Here is a 21,107-nt window from a genome sequence, read left to right on the forward strand (position 1 = left end):
GAGGTGCTGACCGCGCTTGTGGGACGTTTGGTGAGCAAGCAACTGGATCGAAACACCTCCCCCCTTGCGGGGGAGGCTGGGAGGGGGGTAGCCGCAAATACCAAGCTAACCATTCGTCCCCTCCACGCTCTTGAGGATAATCCGGCCGTGCTTACGCTCGCTGCGGGCGTTGAAGATCACCGCCAGGATGATGGCGGTGCCGGAGATGGCCATCTGCCAGAATGGAGAAATGTTGATGACCGGCAAAGCCGAGTTGATAACGCCCAGGAACAATGCACCCAGCGCCGCGCCGAAGGCGGTGCCGATGCCGCCGGCGATGGAGACGCCGCCGATGACGCAGGCGGCGATGATGTTGAGCTCGTAGCCGTTGGCGATTTCCACCGAGGCGATGACGTAGCGGGACACCCAGAGATAGCCGCAGAGGCCGGCAATGGCGCCCGAGAGGCAGAAGGCGATGAACTTGGTGCGGCCGACATCGATGCCGGCATAGACGGCGGCGGTGGGGTTGATGCCGATGGCATAGAGGGCGCGGCCGATATTGGTGCGGGTCATGAGCACGATGAAGGCGATGAGGATCGCAATCGCGAACCAGGAGAGCAGCGGCAGGCCGAGAAAAGCCCAGCGGGTGAGGCCGATGAAATCGGCGCTCATCTGGTCGGCATTGACCCATTTGCCCCCGGAAACGAGGAACGTGGTGCCGCGATAGATGGTGAGGGTGCCGAGCGTCACCACGATTGCCGGGATGTTGAGTTTCCAGACCAGCACGCCGTTGAAGGCGCCGAGCCCGAGGCCGATGAGGGCGGCGAGGACCAGTAGGAGTGGGACCGGGAAGGTCGGAAACGCGGCGTTGATCATGGCGACGATCATGCCGGTGAGGGCGAGGTTCGCGGCCATGGAAAGATCGATCGAGCGCGTGAGGATCACGGCCATCTGGCCCATGGCAAGGATGAGGAGGAGCGAGGTGTTGTTGAACACATCGAGGAGGTTGGCGGGGCTGGCATAGGTCGGGCGGCGCAGGGCGACGCCGGCGACAAGCACGATTATGGCGATGGAGAGCCAGATTTCGCGGTAGCGCAGGAGCGTCTTCATGCGGCTTCTTCCGTGATGCCGGCGGCGGCGCGCACCAGCGTTTCGGGCGTCAGGCCCTTGTTGTCGAACTCGGCCACCATGCGGCCCTCGCGCATGACGACGACGCGGTCGGACATGCCGAGGATTTCAGGGAGCTCGGAGGAGACCATGATGACCGCGAGGCCCTGCGCGACGAGCTCGCCCATGAATTGATGCACGGCGGCCTTCGAGCCGATGTCGATGCCCTTGGTGGGCTCATCGAGGATGATGACTTCGGGATGGGTGGCGAGCCATTTGGCGATGACCACCTTCTGCTGGTTGCCGCCGGAAAGCGTGCCGACGTCCTGGCTGAGCGAAGAGGCGCGCAGGTCGAGGCGCTCGGTATAGGTGCGCGCGAGCTTGAATTCTTCGGCGAGGCGCAGGACGCCGTTCTGCGAAGTGCGGCGGAGCGAGGGCAGCGAGACGTTCTCGAAGATCGGCATGCCGATGACGACGCCCTGCTTGCCGCGCTCCTCGGGCACATAGACGATGCCCTCGTCCACGGCCTCGGCGGGGGATTTGGGATCGACCACCTTGCCGTTGAGGGCGATGTGGCCGCGCGACGGCCGAGTGATGCCGAAGAGCGCCTGCATCACCTCGCTGCGGCCGGCGCCGACAAGGCCGTAAAAGCCGAGTATCTCGCCCTTGCGCAGCTCGAAGCTGATGGCGTCGAATTCGGTGGGGTGGGAGAGGTCCGAAACTTTCAGCACCGGCGCGCCGATCTTGACCTCGCGCTCGGGGAAAATCTGATCGACGGAACGGCCGACCATGAGGCGGACGATCTCGCTCTGGCTGGTGTCCTTGATGAAGCCCTTGCCCACCTGCTCACCATCGCGGAAGACGGTGAAGCGGTCGGCGATGCGGTAGATTTCATCGAACTTGTGCGAGATGAAGAGCACGGCCTTGCCGTCCTCGCGCAGGAGGTCGATGAGGACGAAAAGGTCCTCGATTTCCTTCTGGCTGAGGGCTGCCGTCGGCTCGTCCATGATGACGATCTGCGCGTCGATGGACATGGCGCGGGCGACGGCGACGAGGTGCCTATTGGCGATGCCGAGGTCCTTGAGCAGCATGTTAGCGTCGATATGTTTTGCGCCCATGTCGTCGAGAATGGCGCGGGCCTCCCGGCGCATGGTCGCCCAGTCGATGAGGCCGAGGCGGGTGCGGGGCACGTGTCCCAGAAAGATGTTTTCGGCGACGCTCATTTCGTCGAAGAGCACGGTTTCCTGGTGGATGGCGGTGATGCCGTGCTCGAAGGCGGCATGGGCGGTGGACAGCGAAACCGGCTTGCCGTCGATGGCGATTTCGCCCGCATCGGGCTGGTAGATGCCGGTGAGGATTTTGACCAGGGTGGACTTGCCGGCGCCGTTCTCGCCGATGAGGGCGGTGACCTGGCCGGGGTAAAGTTCGAGCGACACGCCATTGAGCGCCCGGACGCCGGGGAAGCTCTTGGTGATGCCGGTTAGGGTCAGGGTGGGGTTGGTCATCTCAGGTTCGGCGTTGGTGGCTCACCCCCTCCCTGGCCCTCCCCACAAGGGGGAGGGTGGAGCGCGTGGCAAGGTCCGAGCAACAGACCCCATCCTCCCCCTTGTGGGGAGGGTTAGGGAGGGGGAAGGCCAAAGGCACCGGCGGAATTTTACTCCCGCCGGCCCAAAGTCCCAAAGAGATCAATAGATCTTGGCGAACTCTTCGATGTTGCTCTTGTCGAAGGTGAACGGGGGCGCCATGGCGGCCGAGTTGGTGTCGTCGAGCGTGATCTCGCCCATGCGGCCGATCGAGAGTTTTGCGCCCGGAGCCGCCTTGTCGCCCTTCACGGCCAGGTCATGGGCCAGGTAGATGGCCGAGTAGCCCAGGTCGATCGGGTTCCACAGGGCCACGGCCTGCGAGGCGCCGTTGTCGATGAACTTCTTGAACTCGGACGGCAGGGCCAGGCCCGTGACGTTGATCTTGCCGATCAGGTTCTGGTCGGTCACCACCTGGGCAGCCGCCACGACGCCGACGGTGGTCGGGGCGATGATGGCCTTGAGGTTCGGATAGCTCGCGATCAGGCCCTTGGCTTCGTCGGTCGACTTGGCCGAGTCGTCATCGCCATAGACGGTGGCGACCAGGTTGATCTTGGGGAATTTTTCCGGGAGCACCTTCTTGGCCGCTTCGATCCAGGCGTTCTGGTTCGTGGCGGTCGAAGAGGCCGAGAGAATGGCGACGTCGCCGCCATCGGGCAGGTAGTCGGCGGCCAGTTTGATGATGGTTTCGCCGATGAGATTGGTATCGGACGGATTGAGGTGAAGCTGGCGGCCTTCCGGAGCCACACCCGAGTCGAACGAGATCACGGTGATGCCGCGTTCCATGGCTTTCTTGAGCACGGGAACGAGGGCGTCCGGATCGTTGGCCGAGATAGCGATGGCATTGACCTGCTGGGCGATCAGCGAGTTGATCACTTCGATCTGGGCTTCAGCCGTGGCCTTGGTCGGGCCGGTATAGATGACTTCCACATCGCCAAGTTCCTTGGCCGCCTCTTCGGCGCCCTTGTTAGCGGCATCGAAGAAGCCGTTGCCGAGCGACTTGACGACGAGGGCGATCTTGGTCTGAGCCATGGCCGGCGAAGCCAGCAGAATGGCGGCGAGGGCGGTGGTGATACCCAGTTTCTTCAGAAAGCTCATTGTTTCCTCCCGTTGAGCCTTGAGTTTCGAGGCGGCCCGCCGTCAGGCGGCCGGTGACGCCTCCGCGATAGTCTGGCTAGACGTCTCCGCCACGATCAACCCGACGCCCGCCGTTTCCAGCATCTGCCGGTCTTCGTCGCGGATTCCGCGGTCGGTGACGACCGTGGTGATCCGGTCGAGTCCGCAAAGCAGCAGGCTCGACTTTCCGGAAAATTTTGACGAATCCGCCAGGACGATCAGTTCATCCGCCTGGCTGATGAGCTTGAGTTCGGCCTGGACGAGCAGCGGGTCGGCCTCCATCAACCCGTGCGGTCCCAGCCCCTGGCAGCCCATGAACATTTTTCGCGCGTAGAAGTGGCGCGACACGTCGTTGTCGAAGGGCGAGAGCATGATGTTCTGTTCGCGATAGATCGTGCCGCCCTGCACCATCACCGAGTTCTTGGAATGATGCAGCAGGTGCTCGGCGATCGGGAACGAGTTGGTGAAAACCTGCAGGCGCCGGTTCACCAGGTAATGCACCATCTGGAAGGTGGTGGTGCCGCCATTGATGATGATCGGCTCGCCATCCTTGCACAGGTCCACCGCCGCCTTGGCGATGGCGCGCTTCAGAGCAATGTTGATGCTCTCGTTGACGGAGAACGGCCGGCCCATGAGGCCGCCCTGGCTTGGCGGATTGACCGCCTCGGCCCCACCGCGCACGCGCCGGAGCTTGCCTTGCACGTGCAAAGCCGCGATGTCGCGCCGGATCGTCGCCTCGGAGGTTCCCGTCATCTCGACGAGATCGCTCACCGTTGCGACGGACCGCGTCTGGACCGCAGCCAGGATCACCCTGTGGCGTTCGCTTTCGTGCAAATTTCTTCTCCCTGGCTCGATTTGGTCACACCAATTCCGATCATTGTCAATCATCAAAAGCTCAGTTTCGATCATGCGTCAGCGATGCTGACTGGTTCTGATCGTTTGTGATTGACAGGCTCCGAGTGTTTATGGCTTGTGGCGTAAACAACAGACTTCCGGGGAGGAGCTCATGTCCACAAAAGCGCCCGCGCGCCTCGCCAACCTATGGGATGAGGCCAAAGCTGCCAGCATGACCGAGCCGGAACGGCTGGTCTACCGCTCCAACATTTTGGGATCGGACAAGCGCGTCACCAATTACGGCGGCGGCAACACCTCCTCCAAGATCATGGAGAAGGACCCGCTGACCGGCGAGCAGGTGGAAGTGCTCTGGGTCAAGGGCTCGGGCGGCGACAGCGCCTCGATCAAGCTCGATGGCTTCTCGACGCTCTACATGGACAAGCTCCGGGCCCTCAAGGGCCTCTATCGCGGCCTCGAGCACGAAGACGAGATGGTCGGCTACCTGCCGCACGCCACCTTCAACCTCAATCCGCGCGCTGCCTCGATCGACACCCCGCTCCACGCCTATGTGCCGCATCCCTTCGTCGATCACATGCACCCCGATGCCATCATCGCCATCGCCGCGAGCAAGGATTCCAAGGCGCTGACCCAGGAGATTTTTGGCGACCAGATCGGCTGGCTCCCCTGGAAACGTCCCGGGTTCGAGTTGGGTCTCTGGCTCGAAAAGTTCTGCCTCGAACACCCGCAAGCCAAGGGCGTCATCCTCGAAAGCCACGGGCTCTTCACCTGGGGCGATACGCCCAAGGAGTGCTACGAGACCACCATTTCGGTCATCAACCAGGCCATCGAGTGGTTCGAGAAGGAGACCGCGGGCAAGGCCATTTTCGGCGGTGAAGCCGTGAAATCGCTGCCGGCCGACGAGCGCCGCGCCGTTGCCGCCAAGATCATGCCCAAGATTCGCGGGCTGATCTCGGAAGACAGCCACAAGCTCGGCCATTTCGACGACAGTCCGGCCGTGCTCGAATTCGTCAATTCGAAGAACCTGCGCCCACTGGCGGCTTTGGGCACGTCGTGTCCCGACCACTTCCTGCGCACCAAGATCCGGCCTCTGGTGATCGAATTCGATCCGGCCAATCCGGATGTCGATGCCGTGGTGGCGCGCCTCGCCGATGACGTCGCCGCCTATCGCGCCGATTACACCGCCTATTACGAGCGCTCCAAACACGACAATTCGCCCGCCATCCGCGACCCCAATGCGGTCGTCTACCTGATGCCCGGCGTGGGCATGTTCACCTTCGCCAAGGACAAGGCCACCGCCCGCATTTCGGGTGAGTTCTACGTCAACGCCATCAATGTCATGCGCGGCTCCTCCGCCGTCTCGACCTATCAGGGGCTCGACGAGCAGGAAGCCTTCGACATCGAGTACTGGCTGCTCGAGGAAGCCAAGCTGCAGCGCATGCCCAAGCCGAAAGCGCTGGCCGGCCAGATCGCCCTCATCACCGGCGGCGCCGGCGGCATCGGCAAGGCCACGGCCTATCGCCTGATGAATGAAGGCGCCTGCGTCGTCATCGCCGATATCGACGACGCCGCCCTGGCCGCCGCCACCGAGGAGCTGGGCAAGAAATACGGCAGGGACTTCGTCCGCCCGATCAAGTTCGACGTCACCCGCGAGGAGGAGGTCCTAAAAGGCTTCGCCAACGCGGTGGTCGAATTCGGCGGCCTCGATATCCTCGTTTCCAATGCCGGCCTCGCCTCGTCCGCTCCCATCGAGGAAACGACGCTGGCGCTCTGGAACAAGAATATGGACATCCTCGCCACCGGCTATTTCCTGGTGTCGCGGGAAGCCTTCAAGGTGTTCCGCGCCCAGAAGATCGGCGGCAATGTCGTCTTCGTCGCCTCCAAGAACGGCCTGGCCGCCTCGCCCAATGCCGCGGCCTATTGCACCGCAAAGGCCGCCGAAATCCACCTCGCCCGATGCCTCGCCCTTGAAGGAGCCGAGGCGCAGATCCGCGTCAACGTGGTGAACCCGGACGCGGTCCTGCGTGGCTCCAAGATCTGGGCCGGCGAATGGCTCGAACAGCGCGCATCGACCTACAAGACCGACAAGGACGGTCTTGAGGAAATGTACCGCCAGCGCTCCTTGCTCAAGCGCTCGGTCTTCCCGGAAGACATCGCCGAAGCCATCTACTTTTTGGCATCCGACATGTCGGCGAAGTCCACGGGCAACATCATCAATGTCGATGCCGGCAACGCGCAGTCGTTTACGCGGTAAGAGTTAGCGGCCCCCCCACCCTCGATCCCTCCCCACAAGGGGGAGGGAGGCAGAGGGAGTGCCAGCAGGTCTCCCTCCTCTCTGATGGGGAGGGAACAAGGGTGGGTTGAGGCCACAAGCACAAGGGGGAGAACCAAAGTGACCGACCAACTCATCGACCAATCCGTGGTCGACGCCGAGAACGCGCGTAGAGAAATTGACCTTCGCCGCGACTACGAAAGCCTCGGCGAGCGCCTCGACCGACGCGGCATCGCCATCGATGCCATCAAGGACAAGGTCGCCGCCTTCACAATTGCCGTCCCCTCCTGGGGCGTGGGCACCGGCGGCACCCGCTTTGCCCGTTTCCCCGGCAAGGGCGAGCCGCGCGATATCTTCGACAAGCTCGAGGATTGCGCCGTCATCAACCAGATGACCCGCGCCACCCCAAATGTCTCGCTCCATATTCCGTGGGACAAGGCCGACCCGAATCGCCTCAAGCAAAGCGCCGCCCGTTTCGGCCTCGGCTTTGACGCCATGAACTCGAACACCTTTTCGGATGCCAAGGGGCAGCCGCTCTCCTACAAGTACGGCTCGCTCTCCCATGCCGACGCCGCCACCCGCCAGCAGGCGGTGGAGCACAACCTGGAATGCATCGAGATCGGCAAGGTGCTGGGCTCCAAGGCCCTCACCGTCTGGATCGGCGACGGCTCCAACTTCCCCGGCCAGGCCGACTTCACCCGCCAGTTCGAGCGCTATCTCGACGCGATGAAGACCATCTACGCCGATCTGCCCGACGACTGGCGGCTCTTCACCGAGCACAAGATGTATGAGCCGGCCTTCTATTCGACGGTCGTCCAGGATTGGGGCACCAATTACATCATCGCCACCGAACTGGGCGAAAAGGCCTTTTGCCTCGTCGACCTCGGGCACCATGCGCCCAACGTCAATATCGAGATGATCGTCGCCCGCCTGATCCAGTTCGGAAAGCTCGGCGGCTTCCACTTCAACGATTCCAAGTATGGCGACGACGACCTCGACGCCGGCTCCATCGATCCCTACCGCTTGTTTTTGGTCTTTAACGAGCTCGTGTCGGCCGAGGAACGCCGCGCCAAAGGGTTCAACCCCGCCCACATGCTCGACCAGAGCCACAACGTCACCGACCCCATCGAGAGCCTCATCCTCTCGGCCGCCGAAGTGCAGCGCAACTACGCCAACGCGCTGCTGGTCGACCGCAAGGCCCTTGCCGGCTACCAGGACGCCAACGACGCCCTCGCCGCCACGCAAACCCTCAAGACCGCCTTCCGCACGGACGTAGAACCCATCCTCGCCATGGCCCGCCTCGAAAAGCACGGTGCCATCGACCCCATCGCGACTTATCGGGCGGCGGGGTATCGGGCTCGGGTAGCCGAGGTTCGGCCCGAGGTGGCGGCTGGGTCCAGCGGCATCGTCTGACGGTGTTCCATCTCGCCACCGAACCTCCCCCAACCACGGAACTTCCCCGGGCGAAGACCCGGGGCCTATTGCCCTCCTCCACTCGAGTGGAGAAATCCGTGGGCCCCGGCTCTGCGGCCGGGGAAGTGCGGTGGGTGGGGCGGCGATTGCGTGAGCTGGGAGCGGTAGTGCCAAAAAGCAAAACGCCCCGGAGTCTCCACCGGGGCGTTTTCGTATCCGCTATGCGCAGAACTCAGTAGCGGTACTGGTCCGACTTGAACGGGCCATCCACGCCCACGCCGATATAATCGGCCTGGTTCTTGCTGAGCTTGGTCAGCTTGGCGCCCAGCTTGGCCAGGTGCAGTTCGGCGACCTTTTCGTCCAGGTGCTTGGGCAGGACGTGAACCTTGTGCTCGAGGTTCTTGCCGTTGGTCCACAGCTCAATCTGGGCCAGCGTCTGGTTGGAGAACGAGGCGCTCATCACGAAGCTCGGGTGGCCGGTGGCGTTGCCGAGGTTGACCAGGCGGCCTTCCGAGAGCAGCACGATGCGGTTGCCCGAGGGCAGCTCGACGAGATCCACCTGCGGCTTGACGTTCGTCCACTTGAAGTTGCGCAGCGCCTCGACCTGGATCTCGTTGTCGAAGTGGCCGATGTTGCAGACGATGGCCATGTCCTTCATCTTGCGCACGTCGTCGACCGTGACGATGTCCTTGTTGCCCGTGGCGGTCACCACGATGTCGGCGCGGTGTGCGGCTTCATCGAGCGTCACCACTTCGAAGCCGTCCATGGCCGCCTGCAGCGCGCAGATCGGGTCGACTTCCGTCACCAGCACGCGGGCGCCGGCGCCCTGGAGCGAAGCGGCCGAGCCCTTGCCCACGTCGCCGTAACCGCAGACGATGGCTACCTTGCCGGCGAGCATCACGTCGGTGCCGCGGCGGATGGCGTCCACCAGCGATTCACGCGTGCCGTACTTGTTGTCGAACTTGGACTTGGTGACCGAGTCGTTGACGTTGATGGCCGGGAAGGGCAGCTCGCCCTTTTCCTGGAGCTGATAGAGGCGCATCACGCCCGTGGTCGTCTCTTCCGAGACGCCCTTGATGGCGGCACGAATGCGCGAATAGAAGGTCGGGTCCTTGGCCAGGCGCTTCTTGATGGTGGCAAAGAAGATTTCTTCTTCTTCGTTGCCCGGCTTGTCGAGGAAGGACGGGTCCTTCTCGGCCTTGGCGCCGTTGAGCACCAGCATGGTGGCGTCGCCGCCGTCGTCCAGGATCATGTTGGGCGTCTCGCCCTTGCCGTCCCAATCCATCATGCGGTCGGTGAAGTCCCAGTATTCCTGGAGGCTTTCACCCTTGTGCGCGAAGACCGGAATGCCGGCGGCGGCGATGGCGGCGGCCGCGTGGTCCTGGGTCGAGAAGATGTTGCACGAGACCCAGCGGACCTGGGCGCCGAGCGCCACGAGCGTCTCGATCAGCACCGCGGTCTGGATGGTCATGTGCAGCGAGCCGGCAATGCGCGCGCCCTTGAGCGGCTGGGCCTTGGCGAATTCCTCGCGGATGGCCATCAGGCCGGGCATTTCGATCTCGGCCATGGAGATTTCCTTGCGGCCATAATCGGCAAGGGAAATGTCTTTGACCGAATAGTCCGTGAACGCGCTCATGGGAACTCCGCTTGTGGCTGTGTTTGTCGGCCTTATACGCGGCGGGGGCTTCACGATCAACAGGGGATATAAAGAAAGCTTTATATCCTCATAATACGGGCCAGCAGCGGTATTTCTGCTGGCCCGTCGTGACTTAAGCGGTCATTCGCTGAGTTGCTGCTGCTTCACGGCTACCGCCATGGCGATGTCCTTTCAGCACCTCGTTTACGCGTCCCGGATTGACGCCATAAGAAGCAGCGATGTTGTGCTGGAACTCGCCCGCCCAATGGCGCAGCCAAATGTCCACAGCATCATCGAAAGTCAGTCGGTAAGTTACATTACCTGTTGCGCGCATAAAGCACTCCTAGTGAGCGCCTTGGATGACTTGACAGAGGGTCGATTGCGAGTAAGTTCGCGCTGTGTCACCGACCATCGCAAGCTGTACCAAAGCTTCTTGCGTTGGAACACGGGCCGGGGCTGCAACCCCGGCCTTCTCGTATTCAGGTGGAATCGATTGATTCTACCCAACTGCTTATTTGTCCTGATTCAAAATTAGAGTCAATTCAGGATGTTAGCGGTTTGTTCACCCCAACGGATGCGGCGATTTTCTAGCGCGTCCGATAGACCCGCGTCCGCCGCCGGAACGGCAGCGTGACCAGCGACACCAGGGCCGACACCACCAGATAGCCGGCAAGGAACCCCGCCCCGGCATAGAGAAAGCCTTCCGCCGTCACCGGCACCGCCGGCTTGAAGTTCTCCAGCGTCCGGCTTCCGATCTCGCTGTCGAGATAGTCGGGCAGGTTCCGCAGCCGTTCGAGCGCGTCGGCGCCCTGCACCTGTTCGAGCGCCAGCCGCAGGTGGTCATAGCGCCCGAAAGTGCGCTCCATGCTGACGCCGCGATCCTTGAGGAAGGCGTCGGCGGAGGCGACATAGCGGTCGAGGGCCTGCTGGCGGGTGAGGCCGCCGGAGAGCGCGGAGGCATCGAATTCCTCGGTGATGACCTTGAGCTCATCGACGGCGCCGCCGAGGCGCTGGGTGTATTGCTGGGCATATTCGGGGAACTGGCTCAAGGCCACGCCCAGACAGAGACCTCCCAAAACGCCGAGTGCTCGCCGCAAGGCGCCCTCCCCTATTTCCGCGCCGGCCCGCCGACGCGGGCGACGATGGCATCGATGAAACCCGACTTGGCGTCGGCATAGGCGACGCGATCGGTGCGGAAGCGCGCGGCGAGGTCGTGCTTGAGGGCCTCATAGGCCGCGCGATCATCGGCATCCGCCCGCAGATGATCGCGAAAAATCATGTGGCGACGAAATTCGTTGGCATCGGCGTGGATATGGAGATGGTGGGTGCGGAGCGGGACGCCCTTGATGAAGACGATGCGCGGGCGCTCCGGCGGCCCTGAGGAGTAGGTGTAGCCGACCTGCTCCAGCGCCGGGCGCGCGGCCATGCCTTCGGCGAGATCGGCGACGAGCACCATGATGTCGATGATGGGTTTGGCTGCGAGGCCTGGAACCGCGGTCGAGCCGAAATGCTCGATTGCGAGCGGCGGGGTCGGAAAGCAGGGCAGAATCAGTTCGCGTTCAGTGGCGAACCGCGTGGCGGCCAGCGGATCGGAGGGCGCGATCCTGACCTCTTCGGCCACTAGGCGACGCCCTCGCTATCCTCGTCGAACCCGTTGTTGACGAGTTCGGTAATGGCGTCGAGCGCTTCGCGGGCCTGCTTGCCGGTGGCCTGGACGAGGATGGTCGAGCCGGGGCCGGCGCCGAGCATCATCAGGCCCATGATGGAATTGCCGTTGACGGTCGAGCCGTCGCGCGTGACCTGGATATCGGCCTCAAAACATTCGGCGGTGCGCACGAAGCGCGCCGAGGCGCGGGCGTGGAGCCCCTTGCGATTGATGATGGTCAGTTGCTGCGCGAGTGCCCTGCCTGAGCCTGCCGCCGTATTCATGATCGAAACCTGCCTCAGAGCCCTCGACTATTGCGCACTCAATACATCGTTGGCAACGTTGATGTATTTGCGACCGGCCTCTGCAGCGATACGTACAGCGTCCTTTATGGCCATATCGGGGCGGACGCGGGCGAGCTTGACCAGCATCGGCAGGTTGACGCCTGCGATCACCTCGACCTCGCGATTCTGCATCACGGAGATGGCCAGGTTCGACGGAGTGCCGCCGAACATGTCGGTGAGGATGACGACGCCATCGCCGGTATCGGCGGCGTCGACGGCCTTCATGATGTCATTGCGCCGGGCCTCCATGTCATCATCGGGTCCGATGGAAATGGTTTCGACCTGCTCCTGCGGGCCCACGACGTGTTCAAGCGCCGACTTGAACTCCACGGCAAGGGCGCCATGGGTCACCAGAACCATACCTAGCATGCACAATTCCCTAAGTGCCAAAATGCCCCCGGCGGCACGACGGCGTGGAGTCTTGTCTTTGAGGGGGCAGGATTCAAGTGGTTTTTTGCCGTTGTGGAAGACCTTGGGGTCAAAGTCGGCCTAGCGCTTCTGCCACAAGCAGAATCTGGTGCGCCGAATCCACAACACCACGCCGCGGCACGGGACAACGTGCCAGCTGCATGCCCAATATATGGGTCTCGAGGTCGGCTTCGTCCAGCATGCGGGTGAGGCCGCCGACGAGATCGACGACGAGGTGGACGGCCGCCGCGTTCACATGCGGGCGCTCGACGATGCCGCGGCCGCGCAATTCGATGAGGCCGGCAATGTTGGGCGGGGTCGCCATCATCAGGCCATCGGGCTGGACGCGGATGTCGAGCCGGTCATCGGCGACGAGGCGGGCATTGAGCCGGCGGTGCTCCCAGCGATCGAGAAGTTCGAGCGCCAGCAGCGACTTACCGGAGCCGCTGGGACCGCGCAGCACGACGCCGTGCTGGCCGAGGACCAGACCGGTGGCATGGATGTTCTCGAATTCGGGGGCCGCCACTATTTGCGGGCCCGGGGAAGGGTGACGGTGAAGCGGGCGCCCGAGCGATCGGTGCGGTTGGTGGCTTCGATGCGGCCCTTGTGGGCAACGACGATCTGCTTGGAGATCGAGAGGCCCAGGCCCGAATGGTCGCCGAAATGCTCGCCGTCGGGGCGGTCGGTATAGAAGCGCTGGAAGATGCGCGAGATGTCACCGCGAATGCCGGGGCCTTCGTCCGAGACGGTGAAGATCACCTTTTCGGCATCGCTGGTGACGACGACGCGCACGGTGCCGCCATCGGGCGAGAAGGAGACGGCGTTGTCGACGAGGTTGTTGAAGACCTGGGCGAGGCGGCTGTCATGGCCGAAGACCACGGGCGCGTAGCGGCTGGTATGGGTTTCGAGCTCGACCTTGACGTTGCGGCCGGCGGCGAGGTCGCGCTGGATGCCGGCCATGGTTTCGGCAAGCTTGACCATATCGACGCGCTCGCCGGTTTCGCGGGCGAGTTCGGCATCGAGGCGGCTGGCATTGGAAATGTCCGAGATCAGGCGATCGAGGCGCCGGACGTCATGCTGGATGATGGCGTTGAGGCGCTCGCGATCCTCGGGGCGCTTGGCGCGAGGCAGGGTCTCGACGGCCGAGCGGAGGGACGTCAACGGGTTCTTGAGCTCGTGGGCGACGTCGGCGGCGAAGCGCTCGATGGCCTCGATGCGGGCGTAGAGCGCGTCGGTCATGGCGCGCAGGGCGCCAGAGAGGTGGCCGATCTCGTCGTAGCGGTCGGTGAAATCGGGGATTTCGGCGCGGGCATTGCCGGCGGTCTGGACGCGCTCGGCGGCCTCGGAAAGGCGCCGCATCGGGCCGGCAATGGTGCCGGCGAGGAGCAGCGAGAGGATGATGACGACAGCTGCGGCGACCATGGCGATGCGCAGGATGCTCCAGCGCTCGGTGGTGACGATGGAATCGATCTCGCCCGGGGCGGTCGAGAGGAGGAGCACGCCCACGGTCGAGCGCACGCGCTGGATGGGGACGGCAACCGAGACGACGAGCTGGTGCTGGCTATCGACGCGCACGATATCGGCGGCGGAGCCCGAAAGGGCGGCATTGACCTCGGGGTACCGCTTGCCCTCGTCGGCGCCGTATTCCTGGTAGAGCGGGAACTGGTCGCCCGGCACCCAGGACATCATGGCGTTCCACCAATCGAAGAGGAAGAAGCCGGAGCCGCTCTGCTCGTCGCTCAGCTTCCGCAGGACTTCGCCGCGCGCATAGATGTTGGAGCTGTCGAGGATGAGCAGTCCATCCTGATCGTAGATGCGGGCGCGGGTGCGGGTGGGGGTGACGAGGTTGCGCAGGAGCGGGGCGACCCGCTCGGGACTGATGGGGAATTCGAGGGTGGGATCGAAAAAGCTCAGCGGAGAGACGGGCTCGCCCGTCTGGAGTTCGAGCAGGCGATCGGGATTGACCGAGATGACGTCGCTATCGACCGTGGCCGAGGCGGCGATGGCGGCCGAGATGATTTCGCCCTGGACGCGCAGGCTCTGCACGCGCGCATCGATGAGGCCGGCCCGCCACTGGTTGAGATAGAGGATGCCGACGACGAGGACGAGGAGCGCGGCAAGGTTGAGGACGATGATGCGGCGCGTCAGCGTCCGGAAGATGGTGATGGCGAGGAGGTGCCCGACGCCGGCCCACAAAGCCGAAAAGGCCCGCCCAAGACCGCGGAACAAGGATTTTGGCGTCCTGGCTGCGGTTTCGGGGTGAGCCTCGTTCGTCTCGAGATGGTTGTCGGTTGCAGCCACAGGCGGCTTATTGCTCCTTGAACCGGTAGCCGACGCCGTACAGGGTCTCGATCATCTCGAAATCGTCGTCGACCGCCTTGAACTTCTTGCGCAGCCGCTTGATGTGGCTGTCGATGGTCCGGTCGTCCACGTAGACCTGGTCGTCATAGGCGGCGTCCATCAGCGCATTGCGCGATTTGACAACACCCGGGCGCAAAGCCAAGGCCTGGAGTATCAAAAATTCCGTGACCGTGAGCGTGACCCGCTGCCCTTTCCAGGTGCAGGTGTGGCGCTCTTCATCCATGACGAGCGAGCCGCGCTCGATGAGCGCCTTGCCCGCCGGAGCCTCGCCGCCCGAGGGCACGGCGGAAGGATCGCGCGGGGAGGACCTGCGCAGGATCGCCTTCACGCGCTCGACAAGCAGGCGCTGGCTGAACGGCTTGGTGATGAAATCGTCCGCGCCCATCTTGAGGCCGAACAATTCATCGATCTCCTCGTCCTTGGAGGTGAGGAAGATTACGGGAACATCGGACTTCTGGCGCAGGCGGCGGAGCAGCTCCATGCCATCCATGCGCGGCATCTTGATATCGAGGATGGCCAGGTCCGGCCGGTCGCTGGTGAGGCCTTCCAGCCCGGACGCACCATCGGTGTAGGTCGAAACCGAATAGCCTTCCGCCTCCAAAGTGAGGGAGACGGAGGTCAAAATATTACGATCGTCATCGACCAGGGCGATTTTGGGCATCAACTTCCCTTTCCGTGTACCGTTACCGGCAGTTGGAGATAAACGCTTTCAGCGGCAAATTCGTACCCGCCTTTGGTGCCACAATTACGCGTAAAGTAAGGCGTCGGGGGGCGTTTCGCTACCCCTCAACAGCGCGATGCGCCGATTCGACTTCCGTCTTACGACCGATTGCCGGATGGAATTGCAGCCCTTTCCGGCCTCTAACAGCGACCTGTCACGGCGCCAGACTGCGCCGAGTGGGGTATACAAAATGGCTGCTTTCGATCACCGCGCGCTCCGTAACCGCATCCTCGCCCAGGCCGGCGAGATTGCCTTCAACGATTCAACGCCGGTGCTGGTTTCGCGCTCGCTGCGGGCGGGCGAAGGCGAGTTGACGGCTGACGGCGCACTCTCGGTGACCACGGGCGTCCATACCGGCCGCAGCCCCAAGGACAAGTTCATCGTTCGCGACGCGCTCACCGCCGATACGGTCTGGTGGGACAATACCGCCGCGCTCTCGCCGGCCCAGTTCGACGTGCTGCTGGAGGACGCCCTCGCCCATGTGGCGGGCAAGACCCTCTTCGCCCAGGACCTGGCGGCGGGCGCCGACCAGGCGCACCGGCTCAATGTCTCGGTCTTCACCGAACATGCCTGGCACGCGCTCTTCATCCGCAACCTGCTGATCCGCCCGGAACTGAGCGGGGAATTCGCAGCCGACGTCACCATCGTCCACGTGCCCAGCTTCAAGGCCGACCCGGCCCGCCACGGCACACGCACCGAAACGGTGATCGCGCTCGACATGAGCCGGAACATCGTGCTGATCGGCGGCACCTATTATGCCGGCGAGATCAAGAAGAGCGTCTTCTCGCTCTTCAACTTCCATGCGCCGCGCGAAAACACGCTGCCCATGCACTGCTCGGCCAATATCGGCCCGGCGGGTGATACCGCACTGTTCTTCGGCCTTTCGGGCACCGGCAAGACCACGCTTTCCAACGATCCGGAACGCCTGCTGATCGGGGACGACGAGCATGGCTGGACGAAAACCGGCGTCTTCAACCTCGAAGGCGGGTGCTATGCCAAGACGGTGAAGCTCTCCGAGACGGCCGAGCCGGAAATCTACCAGGCGACGCGCTCGTTCGGCACCGTGCTCGAAAACCTCGTGCTCGACCCCCGGACGCGCCTGCCGCTCTTCGACGATATCTCGCTGACGGAGAATACCCGCGCCGCCTATCCGCTCGAAACGCTGCCGGTGGTGAGCGAGGGTGGGGTCGGCGGCACGCCCAAGACGGTCGTTTTCCTCACCGCCGATGCCTTCGGCGTCCTGCCGCCCATCGCGCGGCTGACGCCGGACCAGGCGGTCTACCACTTCCTTTCCGGCTACACCGCCAAGGTCGCCGGCACCGAGCGGGGCGTGACCGAGCCGCAGGCGACGTTCTCGGCCTGCTTCGGGGCGCCGTTCATGTCGCTGCATCCGACGGTCTATGGCGCGCTCCTCGCCGAGCGGCTCAAGGCTTCGGGCGCTTCGACGTGGCTTCTCAATACCGGCTGGACCGGTGGCGGCTATGGCGTGGGCAAGCGCATCGACATCGCCTCGACCCGGCGCCTCCTCAATGCGGCGCTTTCGGGCGAGCTCGACCGCGGCCCGACCCGGATCGATCCGGTCTTCGGCCTTGCCGTGCCGGCGCATGTGAAGGGGATCGACGACCAGTTGCTCGAGCCGCGCCGCACCTGGAACGACCCGATCGCCTATGACCGGGCCGCCGAAAAGCTGGTGGGCCTCTTCCAGAAGAATTTCGAGAAGTTCGGACGTCTCGACCACCTCGTGGCCGCGGGCCCGAGCCTGGCGCAGGCCGCCGAATAAGCCATCGCGGGCGCTCACCGCCCGCGTTCTCCCACCGCCGCATTTCCCCTGGTTCAGCAGGGCCCGGTGCCGTCATGTCCCAGACGGAACTCCCCACCGGCCCTCCTCCTCGTACCAGGGAAAATGCGGCGGCTTTTTTATCCGCAAACGACAGGGAGATGGCCGCCGGGTGACAAGCGCGCGCCTCTTGGCCATTATTGCGCCCCGGAATCGGCCAAGGAAGCGCGCATGAGTGAACAAGTCCATCTGACGGCCTATTTCGAGCGAATCGGCTTTTCCGGCTCCATTGCGCCGACCCTGGCCACGCTCGAAGCCCTGCATGCCCTGCACCCGGCAAGCATACCGTTCGAGAACCTCAATCCGCTGCTGGGGCTGCCGGTGGAGCTGGATCAGGCGAGCCTGGAACAGAAGCTCATCCACGACCGGCGCGGCGGCTATTGCTACGAGCACAACATGATGTTCATGCGGGTGCTGCGCGAGCTCGACTTCAAGGTGACGGGCTATGCGGCACGCGTCTTGTGGAACCATGCCGAGGGCGAGGAACGGCCGCTCAGCCACATGGTGCTGGGCGTCGAAGCCGGTGGCGCGCTCTACCTTGCCGATGTGGGCTTCGGCTCGATGACGCTGACGGCGCCGCTGCGGCTGCGCGCCGGCATCGAGCAGGAAACGCCCTTTGCCCGCTACCGGCTGGTGGGCGAATCGCCGAGCTATCGGCTGGAGGCCGAGGTCCAGGGCGCATGGAAGGCGGTCTATGCCTTCGACCTCGTGGAGCGGACCTACGAGGACTTCGTGGCGCTCAACGCGGCGACCTATCCCAACTTCGCCAACATGCTGGCGGCGGCGCGGACCGACAGGGATTTCCGCTATTCGCTGCGCGACTTCCGCTTTTCGACCTATCCGCGCGAGGGTGGGGAGCTGGAGCGTCGCTTTCTTACAAGTGTGCCGGAGGTGCGCGAGGTATTGTCCGAGACCTTCGGAATCAACCTGCCGCCGGCCGAACTTCTCGATCCCGCCATCGAGAGATTGCTGGCCGAGCGGCCGCCAGAGCAGCAGAGCACCTGAACCATGGCCCCGGTCATCCCCAACCCGGACAAGATCCGTGCCTTCGAAACCGAAAGCGAGTTCGAGGCCTGGATGGCCAAGAACCACGAGCAGGAAACCGAGATCTGGGTCCAGTATTACAAGAAGGCCTCGGGCCGGCGCACCATCGTCTATGCGCAGGCGCTCGACGTGGCGCTCTGCTATGGCTGGATCGACGGGATCAGCAAGCCGGTGGACGAGCACGCCTACCTGCAGCGCTTCACGCCGCGCAAGGCCAAGAGCATCTGGAGCCAGCGTAACCGGCTCAAGGTCGAAAAGCTCATTGCCGACGGGCGCATGACTGCCCATGGCCAGAGGCAGATCGATGCGGCCAAGGCGGATGGGCGCTGGGACAAGGCCTATGCCTCGCCGGGCAAGATGGAGACGCCACCGGACCTCCTGGCCGCGATCGAGGCTAATCCGGCCGCCCACGAGACCTTCAACAAGCTCAACGCCACCAACCGCTACGCCCTGGCCTTCCGCACGCACAACATGAAGACCGAGGCGGGGCGCAAGAAGAAGATCGCCGGCTTCGTCGAGATGCTGGCGCGCGGGGAAGCGCCCTATCCGCAGAAATTTGCGGAGAAGGGCTGATGGCCGCCATTCCCTATGCCGCGTTCCTGCGCGGGGTGAACCTGGGCGGGCGCACGACGCGCAGCGCCGACCTCAAGGCGGCATTCGAGGCGATGGGCTACAAGGATGCCCGCACGCTCATCGCCAGCGGCAATGTGCTGTTTTCGGCCGAGCGCGAGGCCGATGCCGAGCTGGCGGGGACGATCGAGAAGGGGCTCAAGGCAAAGTTCGGCTTCGAGATCGGTGTCGTGCTGCGCTCGATCGACGAATTGCGGGCGATGGTGGCGGCAGAGCCGTTCAAATCACTGCCCGAAGGGGCCGATGCCAAGCGCTATGTGATGTTCCTGCGCGAAGCGGTGGGCAAGTCGCTCAAGCTGCCCTTCGGGGTGGAGGGCGACCATGACGTGCTCTCGGTGACGCCGACCGAGATTTTTGCTGTTGCGTGGCACATGCCAAACGGGCGATACGGCGAGGGACTGGACGCGCTCGAAAAACAGTTTCCCAAGGGAACGCTGATGACCATGCGCAACTGGAACACGATTCTGAAGGCGGTCGCCTGAACCAACGGGCGCGTGCGCGCCTTTGCTGGAGGGCAATATGATCACCGTTTTCGGCTCCTGCGGCCTCGACCTCATCGCCAATGTCCCGCGCCTGCCGGCGCCAGGGGAAACCGTTCTGGGCGGCGTCTTCGGCATGTCGCCGGGCGGCAAGGGGGCCAACCAGGCCATGGCCGTCAAGCGCTCGGGCCGAGCGGTGCGCTTTGCCGGCGCGGTGGGCAATGACGATTTTGCGCCGCGTGCGCTCGAACTGCTCAAGGCGGATGGCGTGGACCTCGAAGCCACCAAGGTGGCGCAGGGCGAAGCCACGCAGATCGCTTCGATTTTCGTGGACGCCAAGGGCGAAAACGTCATCGCCGTGCTGCCGGGCGCCAATGCCACGATGACGCCGGGCGATGCCGACACGGCGCTGGCCGACCTGCCGGCGGGCACGATCGTGATGATGCAGCAGGAGATCAACCAGAAGGCGACCGAACGGGCGCTCGACATTGCGCGCGAAAAGGGGCTGGTCTCGATCCTCAATACCGCTCCGTTCCTGCCCGATACGCCGGGGATGGCGCACAAGGCGTCCATCCTCGTGGCCAACGAGACGGAATTCGCCCTGCTCTGCAACGGCAGGACCGAGCCGCTGGACGGATTGATGCAGGCCTGGGCGCGCGACAACAAGCAGACCGTGATCGTTACGCTGGGCGCCGAAGGCGCGCGGGCAGCGACGGCGGACGGCACGATCATCTCCGTGCCGGCGTACAAGGTGACGCCGGTGGACACGGTGGGCGCGGGCGATACGTTCTGCGGATATCTGGCGGCGGGGCTGGACGAGGGGCTGAGCCTTGAGGCCGCAATGCGCCGGGCGGCGACTGCGGCGAGCCTGGCATGCCTCAAGCCGGGGGCGCAGCCGGCGGTTCCGACGATCGGGGACGTTGAGGCGGTGCTGGGGTAGGTTTCTGGGGCGCGGTTGGTGCCTGTGGCACCCCTCACCCGCCCGTTGGGCACCCTCTCCCTCAAGGGGAGAGGGCGATGGGGTGAGATTGCGCTCAAAGTTGCCGTTGAGTTCGCCTCAACCGCAGTTCTTCCCCGGACTTGATCCGGGCCTATTGCACCGCGCCACTCGGGTGGAGGCATCCGTGGGCCCCGGCTCTGCGGCCGGGGAAGTGCGGTGGCGGGGTGAAGATCAGAGCGGCGTTGGCTGAAACTCAGCTCCAGACTACGTCGGGCTACTTCCCCTCGGCCCGGGGCACCAGCGGGGTGCTGCCCTGGGGGCCGCCCGTGGCGGCGTCGTAGGCGACGAGGTAGCGGACGAGGAGCGGGACGAGGGAATCGGCGGTGACCACGGCCGATTGCAGGATCACGAACTGGCCGGCGGGAAGATCGAGCGGGGATTTGGCGCAATCCGCGACGACGGGTACGGCGCGCTTGCCGGTTTCGATATAGCGCTGCAGCGTGGGCAGCATGGAGGCGGCAGCGGTCTTGAGGGTGGCGAAGGCCGGCTGATCCTTGTCGGCGACCTCGTCGTTCCAGACAGCGCGGGCCTGAACGAGCGCCATGAGGCCGTTCATCGTATCCTGGACACTCATGAAGCGGTCGGCATAAGGGCGGCAGTCTTCGGCAATGGCGGGTGTGGCCAGCAAGGCAGCGGCCAGGGCGATGGGAGCGAGGAGGCGCATGTCGGTTCTCTCCGGTATG

At 64.1% G+C, this 21,107-nt stretch carries 21 protein-coding genes; 7 read left to right on the forward strand and 14 right to left on the reverse strand.

Annotated elements, in window-relative coordinates:
- Positions 1-105: 105 nt before the first annotated feature.
- The 4 genes from JNE37_RS06680 to JNE37_RS06695 all read right to left on the reverse strand — a co-directional run bounded on the left by JNE37_RS06680 (position 106) and on the right by JNE37_RS06695 (position 4,616).
- Positions 106-1,089 carry an ABC transporter permease gene (locus JNE37_RS06680; RefSeq protein WP_203065738.1) on the reverse strand — a complete coding sequence of 328 codons (984 nt, stop codon included), beginning with the start codon at positions 1,087-1,089 and terminating at the stop codon, positions 106-108.
- Entirely contained in the window at positions 1,086-2,591 is a 1,506-nt protein-coding gene (locus JNE37_RS06685; protein WP_203065739.1) for a sugar ABC transporter ATP-binding protein, read from the reverse strand. The genes JNE37_RS06680 and JNE37_RS06685 overlap by 4 nt, the downstream gene beginning before the upstream one ends.
- A gap of 180 nt (positions 2,592-2,771) precedes the next feature.
- Positions 2,772-3,764 carry a rhamnose ABC transporter substrate-binding protein gene (gene rhaS / locus JNE37_RS06690; RefSeq protein WP_203065740.1) on the reverse strand — a complete coding sequence of 331 codons (993 nt, stop codon included), beginning with the start codon at positions 3,762-3,764 and terminating at the stop codon, positions 2,772-2,774.
- Positions 3,765-3,806: 42 nt separating this feature from the next.
- Entirely contained in the window at positions 3,807-4,616 is an 810-nt protein-coding gene (locus tag JNE37_RS06695; RefSeq protein WP_203065741.1) for a DeoR/GlpR family DNA-binding transcription regulator, read from the reverse strand.
- Between the two features lie 172 nt (positions 4,617-4,788).
- On the opposite strand from JNE37_RS06695, the gene JNE37_RS06700 reads away from it, so the two are divergent.
- Positions 4,789-6,888 carry a bifunctional rhamnulose-1-phosphate aldolase/short-chain dehydrogenase gene (locus tag JNE37_RS06700; protein ID WP_203065742.1) on the forward strand — a complete coding sequence of 700 codons (2,100 nt, stop codon included), beginning with the start codon at positions 4,789-4,791 and terminating at the stop codon, positions 6,886-6,888.
- Positions 6,889-7,026: 138 nt separating this feature from the next.
- Positions 7,027-8,319 (forward strand): L-rhamnose catabolism isomerase, encoded by a 1,293-nt coding sequence (gene rhaI / locus JNE37_RS06705; protein ID WP_246513554.1) that lies wholly within the window; start codon positions 7,027-7,029, stop codon positions 8,317-8,319.
- A 232-nt stretch (positions 8,320-8,551) separates the two neighbouring features.
- Here the strand turns inward: rhaI and ahcY are convergent, their stop codons facing one another.
- From ahcY to JNE37_RS06750, 9 genes are all read right to left on the reverse strand, one after another.
- Positions 8,552-9,955: an adenosylhomocysteinase gene (gene ahcY / locus JNE37_RS06710; protein WP_203065744.1), complete on the reverse strand. Its 1,404-nt coding sequence runs from the start codon at positions 9,953-9,955 to the stop codon at positions 8,552-8,554.
- Between the two features lie 133 nt (positions 9,956-10,088).
- Positions 10,089-10,289, reverse strand: coding sequence for a hypothetical protein (locus tag JNE37_RS06715; protein WP_203065745.1), 201 nt, complete (start codon positions 10,287-10,289; stop codon positions 10,089-10,091).
- 253 nt (positions 10,290-10,542) lie between these two features.
- Complete coding sequence (locus tag JNE37_RS06720; RefSeq protein WP_203065746.1) at positions 10,543-11,052, reverse strand: DUF2937 family protein; 510 nt, start codon at positions 11,050-11,052, stop codon at positions 10,543-10,545.
- 11 nt (positions 11,053-11,063) lie between these two features.
- Entirely contained in the window at positions 11,064-11,576 is a 513-nt protein-coding gene (locus tag JNE37_RS06725; RefSeq protein WP_203065747.1) for a GrpB family protein, read from the reverse strand.
- Positions 11,576-11,884 (reverse strand): HPr family phosphocarrier protein, encoded by a 309-nt coding sequence (locus JNE37_RS06730; protein ID WP_035037043.1) that lies wholly within the window; start codon positions 11,882-11,884, stop codon positions 11,576-11,578. The genes JNE37_RS06725 and JNE37_RS06730 overlap by 1 nt, the downstream gene beginning before the upstream one ends.
- 27 nt (positions 11,885-11,911) lie before the next feature.
- A complete protein-coding gene (locus JNE37_RS06735; protein WP_035037045.1) occupies positions 11,912-12,313 on the reverse strand; it encodes a PTS sugar transporter subunit IIA in 402 nt (133 codons plus the stop codon).
- 109 nt (positions 12,314-12,422) lie between these two features.
- Positions 12,423-12,878 (reverse strand): HPr kinase/phosphorylase, encoded by a 456-nt coding sequence (locus JNE37_RS06740; RefSeq protein ID WP_203065748.1) that lies wholly within the window; start codon positions 12,876-12,878, stop codon positions 12,423-12,425.
- The gene (locus JNE37_RS06745) at positions 12,878-14,653 is read right to left on the reverse strand and encodes a stimulus-sensing domain-containing protein (protein WP_052015864.1); all 1,776 of its coding nucleotides are present in this window, start codon (positions 14,651-14,653) and stop codon (positions 12,878-12,880) included. Before JNE37_RS06745 ends, JNE37_RS06740 begins: the two co-directional genes overlap by 1 nt.
- Positions 14,654-14,660: 7 nt before the next feature.
- Positions 14,661-15,374 carry a response regulator transcription factor gene (locus tag JNE37_RS06750; RefSeq protein ID WP_035037050.1) on the reverse strand — a complete coding sequence of 238 codons (714 nt, stop codon included), beginning with the start codon at positions 15,372-15,374 and terminating at the stop codon, positions 14,661-14,663.
- Between the two features lie 250 nt (positions 15,375-15,624).
- Between JNE37_RS06750 and JNE37_RS06755 the strand changes: the two genes are divergently transcribed.
- The 5 genes from JNE37_RS06755 to JNE37_RS06775 all read left to right on the forward strand — a co-directional run bounded on the left by JNE37_RS06755 (position 15,625) and on the right by JNE37_RS06775 (position 20,364).
- Positions 15,625-17,214: a phosphoenolpyruvate carboxykinase gene (locus tag JNE37_RS06755; RefSeq protein WP_182398675.1), complete on the forward strand. Its 1,590-nt coding sequence runs from the start codon at positions 15,625-15,627 to the stop codon at positions 17,212-17,214.
- 228 nt (positions 17,215-17,442) lie between these two features.
- The gene (locus JNE37_RS06760; protein WP_182398676.1) at positions 17,443-18,276 is read left to right on the forward strand and encodes an arylamine N-acetyltransferase family protein; all 834 of its coding nucleotides are present in this window, start codon (positions 17,443-17,445) and stop codon (positions 18,274-18,276) included.
- A 3-nt stretch (positions 18,277-18,279) separates the two neighbouring features.
- Positions 18,280-18,888, forward strand: coding sequence for a YdeI/OmpD-associated family protein (locus JNE37_RS06765; RefSeq protein ID WP_203065749.1), 609 nt, complete (start codon positions 18,280-18,282; stop codon positions 18,886-18,888).
- The gene (locus tag JNE37_RS06770) at positions 18,888-19,427 is read left to right on the forward strand and encodes a DUF1697 domain-containing protein (protein ID WP_203065750.1); all 540 of its coding nucleotides are present in this window, start codon (positions 18,888-18,890) and stop codon (positions 19,425-19,427) included. Before JNE37_RS06765 ends, JNE37_RS06770 begins: the two co-directional genes overlap by 1 nt.
- Positions 19,428-19,464: 37 nt before the next feature.
- Positions 19,465-20,364: a ribokinase gene (locus JNE37_RS06775; protein WP_203065751.1), complete on the forward strand. Its 900-nt coding sequence runs from the start codon at positions 19,465-19,467 to the stop codon at positions 20,362-20,364.
- 274 nt (positions 20,365-20,638) lie between these two features.
- Here the strand turns inward: JNE37_RS06775 and JNE37_RS06780 are convergent, their stop codons facing one another.
- Positions 20,639-21,088, reverse strand: coding sequence for a hypothetical protein (locus tag JNE37_RS06780; protein ID WP_203065752.1), 450 nt, complete (start codon positions 21,086-21,088; stop codon positions 20,639-20,641).
- Between the last annotated feature and the right edge of the window lie 19 nt (positions 21,089-21,107).

The organism is Paradevosia shaoguanensis, assembly GCF_016801025.1.
In the GTDB taxonomy this organism is placed as follows: Bacteria; Pseudomonadota; Alphaproteobacteria; order Rhizobiales; family Devosiaceae; genus Paradevosia; species Paradevosia shaoguanensis.

Excerpts from the sequence above, each read along its gene's own strand:
- JNE37_RS06680 (WP_203065738.1), bottom strand. The coding sequence starts at position 1,089 with ATGAAGACGCTCCTGCGCTACCGCGAAATCTGGCTCTCCATCGCCATA.
- JNE37_RS06685 (WP_203065739.1), bottom strand. The coding sequence starts at position 2,591 with ATGACCAACCCCACCCTGACCCTAACCGGCATCACCAAGAGCTTCCCC.
- rhaS (WP_203065740.1), bottom strand. The coding sequence starts at position 3,764 with ATGAGCTTTCTGAAGAAACTGGGTATCACCACCGCCCTCGCCGCCATT.
- JNE37_RS06700 (WP_203065742.1), top strand. The coding sequence starts at position 4,789 with ATGTCCACAAAAGCGCCCGCGCGCCTCGCCAACCTATGGGATGAGGCC.
- ahcY (WP_203065744.1), bottom strand. The coding sequence starts at position 9,955 with ATGAGCGCGTTCACGGACTATTCGGTCAAAGACATTTCCCTTGCCGAT.
- JNE37_RS06715 (WP_203065745.1), bottom strand. The coding sequence starts at position 10,289 with ATGCGCGCAACAGGTAATGTAACTTACCGACTGACTTTCGATGATGCT.
- JNE37_RS06730 (WP_035037043.1), bottom strand. The coding sequence starts at position 11,884 with ATGAATACGGCGGCAGGCTCAGGCAGGGCACTCGCGCAGCAACTGACC.
- JNE37_RS06735 (WP_035037045.1), bottom strand. The coding sequence starts at position 12,313 with ATGCTAGGTATGGTTCTGGTGACCCATGGCGCCCTTGCCGTGGAGTTC.
- JNE37_RS06750 (WP_035037050.1), bottom strand. The coding sequence starts at position 15,374 with ATGCCCAAAATCGCCCTGGTCGATGACGATCGTAATATTTTGACCTCC.
- JNE37_RS06755 (WP_182398675.1), top strand. The coding sequence starts at position 15,625 with ATGGCTGCTTTCGATCACCGCGCGCTCCGTAACCGCATCCTCGCCCAG.
- JNE37_RS06760 (WP_182398676.1), top strand. The coding sequence starts at position 17,443 with ATGAGTGAACAAGTCCATCTGACGGCCTATTTCGAGCGAATCGGCTTT.
- JNE37_RS06765 (WP_203065749.1), top strand. The coding sequence starts at position 18,280 with ATGGCCCCGGTCATCCCCAACCCGGACAAGATCCGTGCCTTCGAAACC.
- JNE37_RS06770 (WP_203065750.1), top strand. The coding sequence starts at position 18,888 with ATGGCCGCCATTCCCTATGCCGCGTTCCTGCGCGGGGTGAACCTGGGC.
- JNE37_RS06775 (WP_203065751.1), top strand. The coding sequence starts at position 19,465 with ATGATCACCGTTTTCGGCTCCTGCGGCCTCGACCTCATCGCCAATGTC.
- JNE37_RS06780 (WP_203065752.1), bottom strand. The coding sequence starts at position 21,088 with ATGCGCCTCCTCGCTCCCATCGCCCTGGCCGCTGCCTTGCTGGCCACA.